Below are 18,271 nucleotides of genomic sequence, written 5' to 3' on the forward strand. Positions count from 1 at the left end.
TTAAGGAATGGTCTTAAATAGATAAGATATAGAGTTTGCCAGCGCCAATATAATAATAAAATACACGTAATACGTGAAAAATTCACCCTCAATATGAAATCAAAGAGGGTGAATTAAATATTAGAAACAGTAATCAATCATTATTTACAGTTCTTTGGAATATAATCTTCAATCGCTTTTCGAGTCATTAAAGTAACTTCATTAGCATTACGCGCCGTGAAGACTTTACCACCAGTGGCACTTGCCACACAGTTACCTGCGCCCGTGCCTAAAATATCAACTACATTAATGACGGCGCGGGGATGAGCTCGTTTTAACGTTCTGGCCGCTGCGCATGGGTCTTGATCGCAAGATTCTAAACCATCTGATAACAAGACAATAATAGTGTCACGATTATTACTTTTGATCAGAGAGCCTGCTCGTTGGATAGATTCGGCTAATGGTGTACCGCTATCAGGTTCAATACGTTTAATGTAGTTAAGCAATTTTGAGCGCTCATTGCCACCATAAGCCGGACTGGATTTTACTACACCGCAGTCTGATGCCACAACGGTGGTGATCTTCATATCTGAAGGAATGCTATTAATAATTTTTGTCGCTGCATTTCTTGCTACGGTGATACGACGAGGTTCTGCATCATAGCCCGCGAAGAGTTTTCCGGTGCTTGAGATAAAGTCTAAATCGTCTTCCGTTAAACTCATACTCAATGCCATTGAACCTGAAGCATCAAAGATAATGATAACTTGAGGTGCTAACTCTGCTGGACGTTCAGCTGGGCACATTTGCTTAATTTTGCTGGCTAAACGATTTTCACAGGTGGCATTTGCTGTTTTCTCCGTCACACCCGATTTTTTCAGTTCATCTTGTACACAAGCTTCTAGTGGCGTGAGTTTTTTCACTGGTACAGGTTTAGGCACTGGAGCCGGTTCTGGTACAGGTTCAGGTACAGGTTCAGGGATAGGCTCCGGTACAGGCTCTGGAACGGGTTCAGGAATAGGCTCTGGCTCAGGGATAGGCTCTGGTTTTGGCGGTATGACAACGGTTGGTTTCTCTTCAACCACAGGAGGAACCACTTTCGGATCAAAACAGCCTTTTAGCCAAGATGCCAGTAAGACCAAAAACAGTAAGAATAACAGCAGTAATAACCAACGTAGCCAGCGATTACGTGTTTTGGCGGGCACATCGGCAAGTGCGGCACCCGCAGCAGCTGCACTTGCACCTGCGGTAACTTGTGCAATTGGGGGGGGTAATGGTGTGGTGCGTGGCCACCATGTAATAACGGGTTGCCCATTAATAATATAGACACTTTCGCTATCAGGTAGCGTTGATGCTGTATCTAAAAGATGGCGCTCTTCATCCGTGATCCTATTTTGTGATGCTAATAGCGCCGTTTGCGTTTTAATATCGTTAAGGCGTTCATCTAAAATACGTCTTATTTCTTGTTGCTCTTGTCCTTGTAACGACGTTAAAGCGACAGGATTACCTGAAACCGGAGAATACCACTCAACGACGTCATCCGATTTTTTCTCTGGAGTCGCAAATAGAGAGCGGTACTTAGTCGGAAAGTGTTGAGTTAGCAATTGAAGTAATTGCTGTTGATGCGTTAAGGCAAAATCGGCGCGGGTAATATCAGCCGTTAATCGTGAGATTCGATTCATATTTTAGAGAGCCTTATGTGACGGCTATATTCGTTTAAAGAAAGAAATTTAAGATAACAATATTATTGACTATAACGGTTTTATAAAAAAGGTGAAATTAAAGCGCTCACTTTTTTAATATAAGGCAAAATTAATTTTTATTTCTAAATTCGCTCAATTTATTTCTCTATTTTAACAGGGGAAATAATCCATTTGCTTATTTATCGTCACGCCCATTAGGATGGTGTATTTATGTTAAAGCGGGAGATCGCAAATTGGCAGATCTTCCTTATTGAGTACTGGTGAATATTGATATAGCACATAGAGCATCTTGGGGTTACAAGGTATGTTACCCACACTAAAAAATAGCCAAATCATTCGCTTTTAGGGGAATTTATTCCTCTCTTTACGTTGATATAACAGCAGGTTTCTGATGACAAATAAAATAAATAATAACCAATTACTTAATGATGTAACTCGCTACTGGAATATCAGAGCTGAAAGTTATAGTGAGTCGAATCAACAGGAATTGCTGAGTGAGAAACAACAGAAATGGCGTCATCTATTATTGGGGCATACCAAAGTAGGAGAAACCTTAAAAGTGCTTGATATTGGAACGGGACCTGGTTTTTTTGCCATTTTATTAGCGTTATCAGGTCATGAGGTGACGGCAATTGATGCAACGGAAGGTATGTTGCTGGAAGCCAAACAAAATGCGCAAACGCACAAGGCAAATATTCAATTTGTTCGCGGTGATGTACACCAACTGCCTTTTGCCAGCGAACAATTCGATTTAGTGGTCAGTCGTAACGTGACATGGAATTTAAAAGCACCTCAAAAAGCGTATTCGGAGTGGTTTCGAGTATTAAAACCGGGTGGCAGTTTAATTAATTTCGATGCTAACTGGTATTTACATCTCTTTGATGAAAGCTACTGGCAAGGTTTTGTGGCGGATAGAGAGCGTTCAATTGAAAAACAAGTTGAAGATCATTACGTCAATACAGATACCAAAGAGATGGAGCGAATTGCTCGCCAATTACCATTAAGTCAAATTAAGCGTCCGCAATGGGATATTAATACCTTGTTAGAAGTCGGTTTTAGTCGATATATGATAGATACTCGTATTGGTGATTTTGTGTGGAACGAAGAAGAAAAAATCAATTATGGTTCAACACCGATGTTTATGATCCACGCACAAAAACAAAGAATAGATGATTAAAGGAGAATAACGTGAAGCCCTTACTTTCAGTGTTCCCAACACTATTATTAACACTTGCATGTGCTTTTCCTGCATTAGCAGACAAAAGTAATAATATGCTGGATTATGCTAGCACAAAAGATATTCGTGATATCAACCCGCATCTCTACTCTGGTGAGATGGCGGCTCAAAACATGGTATTTGAATCCCTTGTATTAAATACCGAAAAAGGCGTTGCACCTTATTTAGCAGAGCGTTGGGATATCTCTCCTGATGGAAAGAGCTACACTTTCTTTTTACGCCATGATGTGACGTTTAGTGATGGCGAACCCTTTAATGCTAAAGCAGTAAAACTAAACATTGAAGCGGTACTAGACAATTATGAACGTCATGCGTGGTTAGAGTTAGTTCGTCAGATTGATAGCGTTGAAATTGTTGATGAATTCACGGTTAAATTAAATCTAAAAAACCCTTACTACCCAACCTTAACGGAATTAGGTTTAACTCGCCCATTCCGCTTTATTTCGCCGAATTCTTTTATTAATGGCAAAACTAAAACGGGTGTTGCGAACTATGTGGGTACAGGACCTTGGGTATTAACTGAGCATAAAAAAGACCAATATGCGGAGTTTAAAGTTAACCCCAATTATTGGGGAGAGAAGCCGGTATTAAATGGCGTGATGTGGCGAGTGATCCCCGATAGACAAACCATGCTACTTTCACTGCAAAAAGGGGATATTCAGCTTATTTTTGGCGCAGATGGTGACATGTTAGATATGGATTCATTTGAAGCCCTTATGGCATCAGATAAATTCAAAACTGAAATGAGTGCGCCGATCGCGTCTCGTGCCATTGTGCTCAATAGTAGCCGTGCAATGACATCCAGCCAAAAAGTACGCCAAGCATTGCAATATGCGGTTGATAAAGAAGGGATTGCACAAGGTATTTTAGCGGGAAGTGAAAAAGTTGCTGATAGTTTAATGGCTCGCAGTGTACCTTACTGTGATTTTGCTTCTCCAACCTATATTTATCGTCCTACAAAAGCGATTGATCTATTAGAAGCGGAAGGTTGGGTATTACCAAAAGGTGAGACTATCCGTGAGAAGCAAGGTGAGAAATTACAGCTATTGCTCTCTTATAATGTGAATAATGCTGTTGAAAAAGAGATAGCTGAGCTTATTCAAGATGACTTTAAAAAGATTGGTGTCGGCTTAACGATTTTAGGTGAAGAGAAACAAGCCTATTTAGATAGACAAAAAAATGGTGATTTCGATTTACAATATTCGCTCTCATGGGGAACACCTTACGATCCGGCTTCTTTTGTTTCATCATTTAGAATACCTGCTCACGCGGATTATCAAGGGCAAAAAGGATTGGCGAATAAAGCCCAATTGGATGCAATGATTGGCGAGTTATTGATTACACCTAATGAAGCGCGTCGTCAGGAATTATATAAAACCTTGTTTACCTCATTAGCAGAGCAAGCAGTTTATATTCCATTAACTTATTCACGTACTAAGGCTATCCATCGTAGTGAATTAGAAAATGTGGGCTTTAATCCATCTCAATATGAAATACCGTTTGAAAAGATGCGCTTTAAGCCTTAATTAATGCATCAATGAGATTAACCATAATAAGTGTGGCTCGTAATATCAACGTACCACACTGATCAAACCTTATGCTACGTTATATATTCTGGAGAGTGCTGGCTATCTTCCCACTGGCACTGATGATTTCATTTATTGCCTTTATTCTGTTGGAGTTAGCCCCATCTGATCCTGCGGAAGTCGCGTTACGCGTCAATGAAATAGTACCAACACCCGAAGCTATTGAAGGGATGCGCCATGAGTTAGGGTTAGATAAGCCTTTTTTCACGCGTTACTTTTTATGGTTAATGTCAGGCTTACAACTCGATTTTGGTACTTCTTTTCTTACAAGAACGCCTGTTATTCAAGAGATGCTAAGGGCATTACCGCCAACACTTTGGTTAGCCTCAACAGCGCTATTCTTTACGATTATTTTGGCATTACCTTTAGCATTATGGTGCGTGGCTAAACCTCAAAGTTTTACGGATAAATGCATTCGTTTTACTGTGTTTGTTTTAACGGCAATTCCTAATTACTGGTTAGGGTTGCTCTTAATTTGGGGCGTCGCGGTTTATTTAGATTGGCTGCCTGTCAGCGGGATGTTATCGCCACAGTCTGTTATTTTGCCCGCATTAGCACTCTCTTTAGGATATATCGGCACTTATTTACGATTATTACGCGGCGCGATGTTAAATCAATGGCATCAGCCTTATGTCTTTTATGCCAAAGCGCGTGGATTACCCGATAACCTTATTTTACGTCGCCATATTTTGCGTAATTCGCTGTATTCCAGTTTAACGGCATTGGGAATGAGTATTCCGAAGCTTATTGCTGGTACGGTGGTGATTGAAAATATTTTTGCTTGGCCGGGAATAGGGCGACTATGTATCAGTGCTATATTTGGTCGTGATTATCCGATGATACAAGCCTATATTTTATTGATGTCACTGTTATTTCTCTTTTTTAATTTTCTGATGGATGTCATTCAAATGATGACTGATCCACGGTTAAGGAGATAATGATGTGGCAACTGTTTTGGCAACGACTTGCAAAAGATAAAAGCGCACAACTGTGCTTATTGGTGATTATGATTGTGGTTATCGCAGGAATATTCGCCCCTTGGTTGGCACCGCATGATCCCACATTAACCTCGATACGTTTGAAATTTAAGCCAATGAGTTTTGATTATCCGTTAGGTACGGATAATTTAGGACGCTGTATCTTTTCAAGATTATTGTTTGGTGTAAGAACAACGGTATTTTATGCCTTATTAGCCATGAGTGTGACATTAATAATTGGTTGGTTAATGGGAATGTTAGCCGGATTTTTTCATGGCAAGACAGATACATTAATTATGCGGTTATGTGATGTGGTTTTGTCATTCCCAGCAGAAATTATGATCTTGGCGTTAGTGGGAATAATGGGACCGGGTATTGGTAATATCTTAATTGCCGTTATTTTAGTGAAATGGGCATGGTATGCCAGAATGATCAGAGGGGTTGTTCGCCAATATTCTCATCGTAATTACATTGCATATGCACAGGTAATTGGTGCGTCGTCTAGTCATATTTTACGGCGACATCTATTACCCGTCACTTTCGCTGAAACTATTGTCTTAGCATCAACGGATATTGGTAGTGTTATTTTAATGATATCGGCTCTCTCCTTCTTAGGATTAGGTGTACAACCACCCACGCCAGAATGGGGAAATATGCTCAGTGAAGCAAAAAATGTCATGGTATTACATCCAGAGCAAATGTTACCCGCAGGAATTGCGATCACCCTTGTTGTCACTGCATTTAATTTTTGGGGTGACTTTTTACGTGATGTGTTTGATCCCGATAATCGTCAGTCAGTAGGAGAAAAGCATGAACAACTTACTGACGCTTGAGCATGTTTCTATTTTTCATCAAGAAAGTGGAAAAAAACTAATTGATGATATTTCTTTTTCGATAAAACAGGGACGTATATTAGCAATTGTCGGAGAAAGCGGTAGTGGTAAAAGTTTGATGAGTAAAGCCATTATGGGATTGCTACCTGAACAATTAGCAATGTCAGGAGGGATTTTTTTTGAAGGAAAGAAAATCGGTCATGAAGCACTTTCTCAACGTCGAGCTTTATTAGGAACATCTTTAGGTGTGATTGTGCAAAACGGCATGAGTGCTTTTGATCCCCTGATGAGAATAGGAAAGCAATTTTGCCAAACTTTAATCTACCATTTTTCCTATTCTAAAAAGCAAGCCATAGAAGAAACTCAGTCGGCATTATCTCATGTTTTCCCTTATCAATTTCAATCTATTATGCAGGCGTTTCCTCATCAATTAAGTGGCGGGCAACTACAACGTGTGATGATTGCGATTGCACTTGCTTTATCACCGAAGTTATTAATTGCTGATGAACCGACAACGGCGCTTGATGCACCACTTCGCCAAGATATTTTAAAATTACTTCATCATGTCGTCACAACTCATCATTCAACGCTGATTTTTATTTCTCATGACTTGGGGCTAGTTAATGAAATTGCTGACGATATAGTCGTTATGCAAAGAGGCAAAATGGTTGAATGTGGCGATAAAACAACCGTTTTATCGCATCCAACACAAGAATATACGCGTTATTTAATTAATGCACGCCGACAGCTTTCATTACGTTTCGAGCAATTGATTAATAAAAAAATAGATTAGTATCATCATAATAAAAGAGGGTTTATGTTATTAAACGTTGAGAATATTAGTAAGTTTTATACTCAAAAAAATAACACACTATTTGGTGAAAAAGTGAAGGTTATCGACTCACTCTCTTTTAATATTAATTCAAGTGAAGCCTTTGGTTTAGTGGGTGAAAGTGGCAGTGGAAAAAGCACATTAGCGCGTTTAATTTGTGGATTAGAATTACCTGATAGTGGCGCTATTTCTTTAAATAATAAGCCCGTTACAAAACGACTTCATCGCCAAGGTATAATTAGTATCGTTTTTCAAGATTATATGACTTCCGTTAATCCGACATTAACAGTAGGTGAAATTATTGCTGAGCCGATTAAAATCATTAATCCAAGTATTAGCCACCAAGCATTGAAAACACTTATTTTTGCTTTTTTAGACAAAGTAGAATTACCTAAAAGTTGCTATACACGTTATATATTTGAACTTTCTGGTGGGCAGGCTCAACGAGTCTGTTTATGTCGTGCATTAGCGTCTTATCCAAAACTTATTGTATTAGATGAAGCGCTTAGCTCTTTAGATATTCCCACGCAAGTTCAAATATTAGATTTATTAAAACAGTTAAAAGAAGAGTTTACACTCTCTTATCTTTTTATTAGTCATGATATTCAAACGGTGGCTTATTTCTGCGATAAAGTGATGTTTTTTTTACAAGGCAGGAATATTGAATTGTGTGAGATAAATGATTTAGGCAATGTTTCTCATGATTATTCTAAAAAGCTTATTCAATCTGTTATTTAATCAACAAACAGCAATGTCTTTAAGCATTACTGCTTGTTGAATTTAATGTATTTAGAGATTATTCATTAAGTGTTCTTGAACTGCTTTTGCATCGTTTGAGGCATTGAAATCAATACCAAAATTCAGCGTGCCTTCTTTGAGTTCAATACTACGCGGTGTTGCTTTAGAACAGGTAATATTCTGTATTTTTTCTTTTACTGTTTCTTGTGCTATTTTCGAGCTATCACAAGTATTAATTACGCCTTTTAACCCTTCGCTACAATAACTATCAACACCTATTGTTTTTAAATCCTCAGCAGTAAATGCAGACCAATCAAAAGCAACTTTTATATTGGCATCACAGCTTTTATTTAAATCGACAACACGAGACTGAATATTCTCTTCGAATTTTTGTTGTAATTCTCTTTCAGCTAATGTCGCTGAAAAAGCAGAAGAGGAAATAAGTAGCAGAGAAAGACTAATAGCAATATTTTTCAACATAATAAATGCTCCAAAAAAGAATATATAAATTTAAGTTAACTCATTAAAAATAAAGTAATAGCGCGTTATAGCAATAGGAATATTATTGTTTTTCTTTATTTCATTATTTTTTGAATAATATCTCTTATTATTAGTGAGATATCTTTTAATAAAATCGTATTTATTGTCGAGATATTAACATTTCAATAAGTGTTTTTACCTATCTTATTAATTAAATGTTCGTTAGTTTCATAACGAACATAATCGATTCAGTACATCATTTAAATAACCCACAAAGTCAAATAAATAAATTATCAATAAAATCATATAATTATATTATCAATGTAGATCTGCATCACAAACTAATCTTATTGTGATTGTTTTTTCGTCATGCTCGAATTAACTTGCTAACTCGAAGTAGCAAAAATTAGCATAGCGTTAGCAAATGATGAGGGTTCGCATGGAACAACAATATTTTATTGGCGTTGATGTTGGCTCAGCCAGTGTCCGTGCAGCGGTATTTGATAGCAATGGAAAGCGTTTGGGCTTTTCTGTTCGCCCTATTGCGCAGTTCCGCCCAAAAACGGATTTCGTTGAGCAATCGTCTACCGATATTTGGCAGCAGGTTTGCACTACCGTAAAAGAGTCGGTGGCGTTATCTGCTATTGATCCTATCCATGTGAAATCTATTGGTTTTGATGCCACCTGTTCTTTGGTTGCTGTGGATAAGGACGGTAAAGGGCTTTCTGTTTCACCAAGCGGTAAAGCTGAGCAAGATATCATCATGTGGATGGATCACCGTGCTGTACAAGAAACAGTCACTATCAATCTGACCAATGATCCTTCATTGCGATATGTTGGCGGTGAAGTGAGTATCGAAATGGAATTGCCAAAAATTCTGTGGTTAAAAAATCATTACCCAGAGCGTTATGAAAATGTATGGCGATTCTTTGATTTAGCTGACTTTTTAGTTTGGAAAGCAACATCAGGGGATGTCGCAAGTACCTGTACATTAACCTGTAAATGGAACTATTTAGCACATCAGGGACAATTTAGTGAGAGTTTGTTAGCCGATGTAGGTTTGGATGAATTATTAGAAAAAGTACCACAAACCATCCTTGCGTTAGGTGAACAAGCAGGTTGTTTAGATGAATCAGTTGCCAATGCGTTTGGCTTGCACACGGGTGTCATTGTTGCTTCAGGCATTATTGACGCTCATGCGGGTGGCTTGGCATTAACAGCATCACAACCTGAAGGGAGTTTGGCAATTATCAGTGGCACGTCTAACTGCCACATGATTGTGAGCCAATATCCAATTATGGTACCCGGTGTTTGGGGACCTTATTTTGGCGCGATGTTACCCGAATTATGGCTAAACGAAGGCGGTCAAAGTGCTGCTGGTGCGTTAGTTGAATGGTCTATCCGCCGTCATGAATCATGGGCTGAATTAGAGCAAGAAGCGAATGAAAAAGGCGTTAACTACTATGCCTTATTAAACGAAGCCGTCGCTGAATTGGAAGAGAATGAACAATATCCAACAGCACAGTTTCATGTTTTAGCTGACCATCATGGCAATCGTTCTCCACGCGCAAACCCTGCCGCCAAAGGCATGGTAAGCGGATTAACGCTGGAAAGTGGTCGAGTTGCATTGGCTCGTTATTATCTCGCGACACTGCAATCTATTGCTTACGGTACACGCCATATTATCGACACGCTTGAAGATGCTGGACATCAAATCAATCGTATCGTGATGTGTGGTGGTGCAACGAAAAATCCATTATGGCTACGCGAATATGCCAATGCGACAGGTCGTGAAATTCATTTAGCACAAGAAGAAGATGCAGTGAATTTAGGGGCTGCATTATTAGGTGCAGTGGCATGTAAAGCCTTTGATGATTTCTCTAAAGCTGCCAGTGCAATGGTGCGAGAAGGTGGCATTATCACTCCAGATAGCGACACGTTTGCCTTCCATCAGGCCAAATATCAAGTTTATTTGCAGATGTATCAAGATCAGCAGCGTTATAACGAAATGATGTCGGATTGTTGACCACTAATTTTTCCGATTATGAACCGAGTTTACCTTACCAGGGATATCTTATGTTGAACTTAAATCTACCAAAATTACCGACAACCATCACAGCAGGTCAGAAAGAGATCCTGATGGTCACCAACGCAGACTTACGCGAGCCTGCAAACGTAACGTGCTGGCCTGTACAGAAAAAATTTGAAGATAAATTGGCTGCAGCATTAGAAGCTCAAGGTTACAAAATGAAGCGTGCTCATGAAATTAATGAAGCTCGCGGTCATGGTTTTATCAGCAGTCAGCGTGAAGGTTGCGATATGTTTGCCGCAATCGATCCTGATGCACCGGTTATTGTGTTATTAACCGCATGGCAATATTCACACCATATTGCCTCTTCATTAGCACATCATCGTGGCCCTATTTTACTGCTGGCTAACTTTGATGGTACATGGCCGGGTCTGGTGGGCATGTTGTGTTTAGCGGGTACGATGACCAGTTTAGGTAAAAATTATTCACGTTTATGGTCAGAAGAGTTTGATGATGAATTCTTTGTAGATGGTTTAGCAACTTGGTTGAAATATGGTTATGTAAATCATAAGCTTAGCTATCTTACAGATATTGCGCCAACACACAGGGTAATGGCGACAGAAGCTGGCGAAGTAGGTCGTAAAGTCGGCGAATACATAATTAAAAATAAAGAAATAATTGGTTTGTTCGATACATTCTGTATGGGAATGATTAACGGGGTCTTCCCACAACAGGCAATGATCAATATTGGTATGCCAATTGAATCCCTTTCTCAATCTGCGTTACTGGTCGAAATGGCAAAAGTACCGACAGAATTAAGAGAGGCATGTTTACAGTGGTACGAAGATAACGGGATGACGTTTATGTTTGGTCAAGATGACAAAACTGAACTCACTCGTGAACAAGTGATGGAGCAGTGCGCCATGATGATTGCAATGGCGCGTTTCGTAAAACGTTTTGGTCTAACAGCGGTGGGTGTGCAATATCAGCAGGGCTTAAAAGATTGTTGCCCAGCGTCTGACTTTGCTGAAGGTGCGATTGGTTCAACCGCGCGTTTCCCACTGCCAGATGAAAACGGCGAGATTATCTGCCCTAACACACCAATTCCTTGTATCAACGAAGTGGATATGGGTACGGCTATTCCTCAAACGATGTTATGGCGTTTATTAACATCATTAGGATTACCTGCTGAAACCACACTACATGATATTCGTTGGGGTAGTGAGTATGAAGGAACATTCTACTGGGATATGGAAATTTCAGGCTCTGTTCCTTTTGAACACCTTAAAGGTGGCCTAAAAGGTGCAACAGGTTATCGCCAGCCTCCGATGTTCTTCCCTAAAGGGGGTTCAACTATCGCAGGTCAAGGCAAAGCAGGACGCTTGTTATGGGGTCGTGCGCACTATGAAGGTACTGATGTGATTATGCATATTGGTACAGGTGTGGCTGTGGAGTTACCTGAAGCAGAATTTGAACGTCGCCGTAAAGCAACTAACTACGAATGGCCATTATTAAACTGTACGTTAGATGGCGTAACTCGTGATGACCTTATGGCGGGACATCAAAGTAACCACATTACTGTGGCTTATGTTGATGAAGATAAATTGGCGTTTGTGCTAAAAGCATTTGTTGCTCAAGCACTGACTCAAGGTATCCAAGTGAAAGTGGCAGGTGATGCCATTAACTTACTGTAAGGAATTGATGATGAGTCAGCAAAAATACGTCGGTGTTTGGCCTGTTATGCTAACCCCTTTTGATGCCAACGGGGAGATTGATTGGGCGTCATTAGAGCGCCTTGTAGACTGGTATATTGATTCTGGTGTACACGGACTCTTTGCCGCCTGCCAATCAAGCGAAATGTTTTATTTAAGTGATGAGGAAACTCAAGCACTCACCCGTTTTATCGTTGAAAAAGCAGATGGAAGAGTACCTGTAGTTGCTTCTGGTCATACTGCAACAGCATTAAGTCAGCAAAAAGAACAATTGCAGGCAATGGCTGGCACAGGCGTCGATGGCGTCATTATGATCAGTAATCGCTTGGCTCTAGTCGGGGAGTCGGATGATAAAGCGCTGGAAACACTGCAAGTCTTAACCAATGTGGTACCAAAAGAGATTGATTTGGGTATCTATGAATGCCCTTATCCTTACAAACGTTTGTTATCTGAGGAAATTGTAGAGTGGTGCGCACAAAGTAATCGCTTTACCTTTATCAAAGATACGTGCTGTTCTCTTCCGATGATAGAACGTCGTTTGGCATTATCAAAAGGAACTCGCTTGCATCTTGCAAACGCCAACAGTCAAACGCTATTAGCTTCATTCCAAGCAGGATGTCAGGCATATAGCGGTGTAATGGCAAACTTCCATCCAGAGCTTTATGTTTGGCTTTATGAGAATTGGAAGGATAAACCAGAGCAGGCTGCGGTGTTAGCAGATTATTTATCAACAGCAGCGATGACCGAAACACTGGATTATCCAGCATGCGCTAAATATCATCAGCGCCTGATTGGTAACTTCAGCACACTGGTCTGCCGTTCCCGTAACAGCAGTCAGTTTGAAAACTCATTTTTCCCTTCTGCCGTCAATAGCATGACTGCATTGGGTGAGAATATGAAGAAGTGGCTTTCGTTAGATTAATTTAGGACACAGGAGTAGGAATATGCCTTTCGTGATGAAGGAAACCCAGTTTGTGCTTGATAATGCACATTCACTTTTTAATCACTGCCATGCTTCAACGATTGTGCGTGTGCCTAACTCTGAGCGTTTGTTAACCGCTTTTTTTGCTGGCGATAAAGAAGGTAGCGGTAATACCGCTATCTGGCTGGTAATGAAAGAGGGTGATCATTGGCAACACGCTCAACCTGTTGTTAAAAATCCGGGTGTTGCACACTGGAATCCAGTTTTACATGTTGACCCATCAACAGGTAATATCTGGCTGTTTTATAAAACGGGTCCCGATGTACATAGTTGGACGACCCAATACGTTATCTCGAAGGATGGCGGAAATAGCTGGAGTTTACCGAGTGAATTGGTTTCTGGTGATGTAGCACCTAGAGGTCCTGTGAAAAATAAAGTGTTAGTGATGTCGAATGGCGAGTGGTTGGCACCGGGATCGGTTGAGGATGACCAATTCTGGGATGCGTTTGTCGATATTTCGAGTGACAACGGTCAACACTGGTTGCGAGTAGATATTCCAATTGAACATCATAAAGGTGAACAAGCGGAACATGAAATCTGGCAGGGTTTAAAGGACGATGCCTTATGGGAGACTGATCTACAACGCGTTTTTCAATGGGACGGCGTGATACAGCCAACACTATGGGAATCCCGGCCTGGGCATGTGCATGCCATGATGCGGAGTACGCGCGGTACTATTTATCGTAGCGATTCAACGGATTATGGGCGCAGTTGGTGTCCAGCTTATGCAACAATATTACCAAATAATAATAGCGGCATTGATGTCGTCTCCTTCGCAGATGGTCAACTGGCATTGGTGTATAACCCGAATTCAGGTAACTGGAGTCGTCGTTATCCAATCTCTGTCAGTCTTTCATCCGATAATGGCAGTACTTGGTCTGAACCATTCGATTTACTCGATGGGGAAGGCGAATTTTCATATCCGGCTATTATTGCTGAAAACAATACCCTACACGTGACCTTTACTTGGAATCGAAAAAACATTGTTTATCAGCAGTTAATGGCTACTCAATAAAAATGTGGAGAAAGGGTTTTATGAAAAAGAGTCTACTCGCAGCGTTGGCGATTACGATGACACTGGGCATGGGGAACGCAGTTGCCCAACAGTTAACGTATCCTACAAAAAATATTGATGTTGTCATCCCGAAAAACCCGGGCGGTGGTACTGATACTTCAGCACGTACTATCATTGAATTTGCAAAAGATGTCATGCCAGCGGGACGTATTTTCGTTCCTGTGAATAAGCCAGCTGGTAATGGTTTAACCGGTCTGATTGAAGTTGCTAATGCGCGTCCAGATGGCACGAAATTAGTGATGACAACCGTTGAACTTGCGATGTTCCCACACCAAGGAAAATCACCAGTTACTTATAAAGACTTCACCCCAATCGCAACAACTATCGCGGATCCAGTCGTGTTAGTTGTTAATGCAGAATCACCTTATACCACGTTACAAGAGTTTATCGATGGCGCGAAAGCGAATCCGGGTAAACTGAAAGTGGGTAACTCAGGTATGGGTGCTATTTATCACTTAGCTGGCGTTAATATCGAACGTACCACTGGCGCTAAATTTAACCATATCCCTTACAACGAAGGTACAGGCCCTTCAATCGCTGCTTTAGTGGGTAACCACATCGATGGCGTCTTAACAACGCCGGGTGCCGTTAAATCTCAAGTTGATGCCGGTATTCTACGTGTTCTTGGTGTAATGGATGAGCGTCGTTTCCCATTATTCCCAGCAGTACCTACTTTCAAAGAAGCATTAAAATTAGACACTAACGTGAAAATGCGTGCTTGGGCAGTATTAGCAACAACCGCTAATGTGCCTGATAACGTGAAGAAAGAGTTAGTTGGTGCGTTCTCTGAAGTGGTTCAAAAACCTGAATATCAAGAAGCACTGAAAAAACAAGGTATTATGCCTGTATTTATCACTGGTGACGATGCTTACCAAATGATGAAAGAAGACCACGAGATGTATGCTGAGTTAATTTCAGCAACCCTGAAAAAATAACTTTTCTATTATTATAAACCACCCTACCTGTTACGGCAGGTAGGGTCGGGGAGATCCCGACATGACAAAAATCAATACAATCATCGGTGCGATTTCAGTGGCTTTCGGGGCACTAATTATCTATCTCTCCCGTGATATGAGCATGTTTGATGATTATGGTGTGCCTGGGGAGCGTTTTTGGCCTTATGGTCTTGCCATCTTATTTATTTTACTGGGGATTTTTCAATGGATTAGTATTGTGGTTGATAAAATCAAACACGTACATAAGTCTGTTGACCTGAGTTCTACCGCAGTTAAACGCGCTTATGGTTTAGGCATCTTTATGTTGGTCTATGCCACTGGTCTGCACTTTTTTGGTTTTATTATTCCGTCACTGCTTCTTATCCCGGTCATTATGTGGCTGATGAATGAAAGAAAACCTATCGCACTGGTTATTATTCCGGTTGTAATGGTTGCCGCCGTTTATGTCTTCTTTGACATTATCTTTAATTCACCTCTGCCAACCTCCGTCTTTTTTGAGTAAGCGGTAAAGGAGCTTTGAGATGGAAATACTAGACGCTTTAATGGTCGTTTTCAGTCTGGAAACGATAACGATGATCCTGTTAGGGGTATTCGCAGGTATTATTATCGGCGCATTACCAGGCCTAACAGTGAATATGGGGATTGCATTACTTCTCCCATTAACTTACTCCTTCCAAGGAATGACGGGTATCCTCCTGTTATTAGGAATGTATTGTGGTGCCGTTTACGGTGGCTCAATTACTGCGATATTGATTAGTACGCCGGGTACTCCCGCTTCTGCTGCAACGGTATTGGATGGTTATCCAATGGCGAAAAAAGGTGAAGCAGGAAGAGCGCTGGGTTTATCTACGATGGGGTCTATGTTTGGGGGGATTTTTAGTACGATTGCCCTGATCGTTATTGCGCCTCAATTAGCAAAAGTAGCAACAGGTTTCTCTGCGGCTGAATATTTTGCACTGGCGGTATTTGGCATAAGTATTATTACCAGTGTATCATCGCAATCGATTGTGAAAGGATTAATGGGTGGCGCGATAGGTTTGGCTATTGCGACAATTGGACTTGATCCAATGACATCTGGACCTCGTTTCACCTTTGATACTGTGTACCTGATGGGTGGGGTTTCATTTATTCCTATCTTGGTTGGTCTGTTCGCTTTCTCTCAAGGCTTGATTAGTTTTGAAGAAGAGTACCGTGAACGTAAGCAGAAGAAGAGCGAAAAAATTAACGCGCGTATTCACCGAGTCTTACCAACATGGGCTGATTTTAAACGTGTGTTACCAACTTATTTTCGTTCATCTGCCATTGGTACAACGATTGGTGCAATTCCGGGAACGGGCGGAGATATCTCATCATTTATCTCTTATAACGAAGCAAAACGTTGGTCTAAACACCCTGAAGAGTTTGGTCATGGTTCACCAGAAGGTGTTTCTGCGCCAGAAGCCGGTGCAAACTCAGTAACAGGTGGAACCATGGTGCCTTTAATGACCTTAGGTATTCCAGGTGATGGCGCAACTGCCATTATCATGGGTGCATTTATGGTTCAGGGATTGGCATTAGGGCCTCAACTCTTTACTGACAATCCAGTTGAAGTTAACAGTATCTTCATTGGCTTGATGATGGCGAATATTTTCCTCGGTATCTTAGGTTTCTTATGTATGAAACTCTTTGTTCGAGTGATGGATGTTCCGCGTCGCGTATTAGTACCAATTATCTTTGTATTATGTAGTGTAGGTGCTTATTCTGTGAACCATAGTATCATTGATGTATTCGTGATGATGGGGGCAGGGTTACTCGCTTACATTATGATTAAGCTCGATTTCTCCATGTCTCCTGTGGTTATCGGGATTATCTTAGGGCCGATGGCTGAATCAAACTTACGTCGTGCTTTAATGATGTCTCAGGGTGATTTATCTATCCTGTATACACGCCCGATTACAGCGACATTCTTAGGTATTGCAATACTGACGTTGATCCTACCAATTATTGGACCTTCGTTAAAAGCGATGTGGAAGAAATACCGAGCGAAGCCGGCTCAGTAAAGGTTAACTGGCCCTCATCATTAAGATGAGGGCAATATCAATGATGGAATATTAATGGCAAAAACAGTTGAACAGATTGCAAATGACCTGAATTTGTCTATTACCACAGTCAGATTGGTATTAAATGGCAAAGGTGATCAATACCGGATCAGTGCAAAAACGCAAAAGAAGATAGCGGACTATGTTGAGGTGTTTGGTTATACCGTCAATCATGCAGCTAGAAGCTTAAAGCTTAATAAAACAGATACCTACGGATTGGTTATCCCTCGCCTTTCTAACCCCTTCTTCGCCGCTTTGGCTGAAAAATTAGAGATGCATTGTCACCAAATTGGTTGTCAGCTAACGATTAGCTGTACCTATGGTGATATCAAAAATGAAAATAAGCTCGTTAAATCAATGGACGAGCGTAATGTTGATGGTATTTTCATTGTGTCATCAAGCCGTAAAAATCAGCTACACCATGTGAAGCATCGTCAAAAACCATTGGTTTTTTTAGATAGAGATTTCTCTGTCAGTGAGGCTATTTGTGTCGCTTCAGATAACTGTGACAGTGGTGCGCAACTGACAAGAGCGATGATAAAGCGAGATGCACCAATTCATTTTTTTGCGGGTGATGCATTATTACCCACCATCGCAGCGCGTTTGCGCGGTTATGTGCAAGCCATAAAAGGGCATTATGGTGATGATAATCGTGTCACTGTCTCTTATGCTGAGCATAATACGACCAAAGATGGTGAGCAGATGATGAAACAGTATTTAGAGCAACATCAGCAAATACCTTCTCATTTTATTGCCTCATCATTGCCTATTCTTGAAGGTTTATTGAGTGTTATCCGTCAGCGTGAAGGAAGTATTCCTGCTCATCTTCATATTGGTACATTCGATGATCATGTGATGCTGAGTTTTTTACCTAATAATGTGTGGTCAATGAAGCAAGACGAAGCGTTATTAGTCGAAAAAGCCTTTGAAATCATGTCTGCAAAGATAGCTGGCACCGCAGTTAAATCCCCTGCATTAATAAAAACACAACTTATCGAGCGCCTAATTTCTACCCAATGAGTCAATTAAATCGCTTATTCGCCTCACTTTGTGAGTAGATTAGGCTTTCTATTCGCC

16 protein-coding genes are annotated in these 18,271 nt (G+C 40.7%); 14 read left to right on the forward strand and 2 right to left on the reverse strand.

Features of this window, described 5'->3' with window-relative positions; genetic code table 11:
* Positions 1–140: 140 nt before the first annotated feature.
* Positions 141–1,658 carry a vWA domain-containing protein gene (locus ABN236_RS14295; protein WP_349474289.1) on the reverse strand — a complete coding sequence of 506 codons (1,518 nt, stop codon included), beginning with the start codon at positions 1,656–1,658 and terminating at the stop codon, positions 141–143.
* A gap of 412 nt (positions 1,659–2,070) precedes the next feature.
* Here ABN236_RS14295 and ABN236_RS14300 point away from each other — a divergent pair, with 412 nt between their 5' ends.
* The 6 genes from ABN236_RS14300 to ABN236_RS14325 all read left to right on the forward strand — a co-directional run bounded on the left by ABN236_RS14300 (position 2,071) and on the right by ABN236_RS14325 (position 7,882).
* Positions 2,071–2,856 (forward strand): class I SAM-dependent methyltransferase, encoded by a 786-nt coding sequence (locus tag ABN236_RS14300; RefSeq protein ID WP_088494284.1) that lies wholly within the window; start codon positions 2,071–2,073, stop codon positions 2,854–2,856.
* 11 nt (positions 2,857–2,867) lie between these two features.
* Positions 2,868–4,442, forward strand: coding sequence for a nickel ABC transporter substrate-binding protein (gene nikA, locus ABN236_RS14305; RefSeq protein WP_349474290.1), 1,575 nt, complete (start codon positions 2,868–2,870; stop codon positions 4,440–4,442).
* A gap of 71 nt (positions 4,443–4,513) precedes the next feature.
* The gene (gene opp1B, locus ABN236_RS14310) at positions 4,514–5,440 is read left to right on the forward strand and encodes a nickel/cobalt ABC transporter permease (protein WP_349474291.1); all 927 of its coding nucleotides are present in this window, start codon (positions 4,514–4,516) and stop codon (positions 5,438–5,440) included.
* 2 nt (positions 5,441–5,442) lie between these two features.
* Positions 5,443–6,312 carry a nickel/cobalt ABC transporter permease gene (gene opp1C / locus ABN236_RS14315; protein WP_349474292.1) on the forward strand — a complete coding sequence of 290 codons (870 nt, stop codon included), beginning with the start codon at positions 5,443–5,445 and terminating at the stop codon, positions 6,310–6,312.
* A complete protein-coding gene (locus ABN236_RS14320; RefSeq protein WP_349474293.1) occupies positions 6,290–7,105 on the forward strand; it encodes an ABC transporter ATP-binding protein in 816 nt (271 codons plus the stop codon). Before opp1C ends, ABN236_RS14320 begins: the two co-directional genes overlap by 23 nt.
* A gap of 24 nt (positions 7,106–7,129) precedes the next feature.
* On the forward strand, positions 7,130–7,882 hold the full coding sequence (locus ABN236_RS14325) for an ABC transporter ATP-binding protein (RefSeq protein WP_349474294.1): 753 nt from the start codon (positions 7,130–7,132) through the stop codon (positions 7,880–7,882).
* A gap of 51 nt (positions 7,883–7,933) precedes the next feature.
* Here ABN236_RS14325 and ABN236_RS14330 read toward each other — a convergent pair whose 3' ends face one another.
* Complete coding sequence (locus ABN236_RS14330; protein ID WP_270756383.1) at positions 7,934–8,362, reverse strand: hypothetical protein; 429 nt, start codon at positions 8,360–8,362, stop codon at positions 7,934–7,936.
* A 439-nt stretch (positions 8,363–8,801) separates the two neighbouring features.
* Between ABN236_RS14330 and ABN236_RS14335 the strand changes: the two genes are divergently transcribed.
* The 8 genes from ABN236_RS14335 to ABN236_RS14370 all read left to right on the forward strand — a co-directional run bounded on the left by ABN236_RS14335 (position 8,802) and on the right by ABN236_RS14370 (position 18,214).
* Positions 8,802–10,388: an FGGY-family carbohydrate kinase gene (locus tag ABN236_RS14335; RefSeq protein WP_088494291.1), complete on the forward strand. Its 1,587-nt coding sequence runs from the start codon at positions 8,802–8,804 to the stop codon at positions 10,386–10,388.
* Between the two features lie 50 nt (positions 10,389–10,438).
* Entirely contained in the window at positions 10,439–12,085 is a 1,647-nt protein-coding gene (locus tag ABN236_RS14340; RefSeq protein WP_075671193.1) for a signal transduction protein, read from the forward strand.
* Positions 12,086–12,095: 10 nt separating this feature from the next.
* Positions 12,096–13,025: a dihydrodipicolinate synthase family protein gene (locus ABN236_RS14345; protein ID WP_349474295.1), complete on the forward strand. Its 930-nt coding sequence runs from the start codon at positions 12,096–12,098 to the stop codon at positions 13,023–13,025.
* Positions 13,026–13,047: 22 nt separating this feature from the next.
* The gene (locus ABN236_RS14350) at positions 13,048–14,100 is read left to right on the forward strand and encodes a sialidase family protein (RefSeq protein ID WP_088494293.1); all 1,053 of its coding nucleotides are present in this window, start codon (positions 13,048–13,050) and stop codon (positions 14,098–14,100) included.
* Positions 14,101–14,120: 20 nt separating this feature from the next.
* A complete protein-coding gene (locus ABN236_RS14355) occupies positions 14,121–15,095 on the forward strand; it encodes a tripartite tricarboxylate transporter substrate binding protein (RefSeq protein ID WP_227718964.1) in 975 nt (324 codons plus the stop codon).
* A 61-nt stretch (positions 15,096–15,156) separates the two neighbouring features.
* Entirely contained in the window at positions 15,157–15,618 is a 462-nt protein-coding gene (locus ABN236_RS14360) for a tripartite tricarboxylate transporter TctB family protein (RefSeq protein WP_088494295.1), read from the forward strand.
* Positions 15,619–15,637: 19 nt separating this feature from the next.
* Positions 15,638–17,155, forward strand: a complete 1,518-nt coding sequence (locus ABN236_RS14365; protein WP_069369516.1) for a tripartite tricarboxylate transporter permease — start codon at positions 15,638–15,640, stop codon at positions 17,153–17,155.
* Between the two features lie 54 nt (positions 17,156–17,209).
* Complete coding sequence (locus ABN236_RS14370) at positions 17,210–18,214, forward strand: LacI family DNA-binding transcriptional regulator (RefSeq protein WP_088494296.1); 1,005 nt, start codon at positions 17,210–17,212, stop codon at positions 18,212–18,214.
* The last annotated feature ends 57 nt before the right edge of the window (positions 18,215–18,271 follow it).

This window comes from Proteus sp. fly-1013, from assembly GCF_040140245.1.
GTDB lineage: Bacteria > Pseudomonadota > Gammaproteobacteria > Enterobacterales > Enterobacteriaceae > Proteus > Proteus mirabilis_B.

What these genes read in the sequence shown, in the direction of transcription:
- ABN236_RS14350 (WP_088494293.1), top strand. Translation starts at nt 13,048, where the DNA reads ATGCCTTTCGTGATGAAGGAAACCCAGTTTGTGCTTGATAATGCACAT.
- ABN236_RS14325 (WP_349474294.1), top strand. Translation starts at nt 7,130, where the DNA reads ATGTTATTAAACGTTGAGAATATTAGTAAGTTTTATACTCAAAAAAAT.
- ABN236_RS14330 (WP_270756383.1), bottom strand. Translation starts at nt 8,362, where the DNA reads ATGTTGAAAAATATTGCTATTAGTCTTTCTCTGCTACTTATTTCCTCT.
- opp1B (WP_349474291.1), top strand. Translation starts at nt 4,514, where the DNA reads ATGCTACGTTATATATTCTGGAGAGTGCTGGCTATCTTCCCACTGGCA.
- ABN236_RS14360 (WP_088494295.1), top strand. Translation starts at nt 15,157, where the DNA reads ATGACAAAAATCAATACAATCATCGGTGCGATTTCAGTGGCTTTCGGG.
- ABN236_RS14300 (WP_088494284.1), top strand. Translation starts at nt 2,071, where the DNA reads ATGACAAATAAAATAAATAATAACCAATTACTTAATGATGTAACTCGC.
- ABN236_RS14335 (WP_088494291.1), top strand. Translation starts at nt 8,802, where the DNA reads ATGGAACAACAATATTTTATTGGCGTTGATGTTGGCTCAGCCAGTGTC.
- ABN236_RS14365 (WP_069369516.1), top strand. Translation starts at nt 15,638, where the DNA reads ATGGAAATACTAGACGCTTTAATGGTCGTTTTCAGTCTGGAAACGATA.
- ABN236_RS14340 (WP_075671193.1), top strand. Translation starts at nt 10,439, where the DNA reads ATGTTGAACTTAAATCTACCAAAATTACCGACAACCATCACAGCAGGT.
- ABN236_RS14355 (WP_227718964.1), top strand. Translation starts at nt 14,121, where the DNA reads ATGAAAAAGAGTCTACTCGCAGCGTTGGCGATTACGATGACACTGGGC.
- ABN236_RS14370 (WP_088494296.1), top strand. Translation starts at nt 17,210, where the DNA reads ATGGCAAAAACAGTTGAACAGATTGCAAATGACCTGAATTTGTCTATT.
- ABN236_RS14345 (WP_349474295.1), top strand. Translation starts at nt 12,096, where the DNA reads ATGAGTCAGCAAAAATACGTCGGTGTTTGGCCTGTTATGCTAACCCCT.
- ABN236_RS14320 (WP_349474293.1), top strand. Translation starts at nt 6,290, where the DNA reads ATGAACAACTTACTGACGCTTGAGCATGTTTCTATTTTTCATCAAGAA.
- opp1C (WP_349474292.1), top strand. Translation starts at nt 5,443, where the DNA reads ATGTGGCAACTGTTTTGGCAACGACTTGCAAAAGATAAAAGCGCACAA.
- ABN236_RS14295 (WP_349474289.1), bottom strand. Translation starts at nt 1,658, where the DNA reads ATGAATCGAATCTCACGATTAACGGCTGATATTACCCGCGCCGATTTT.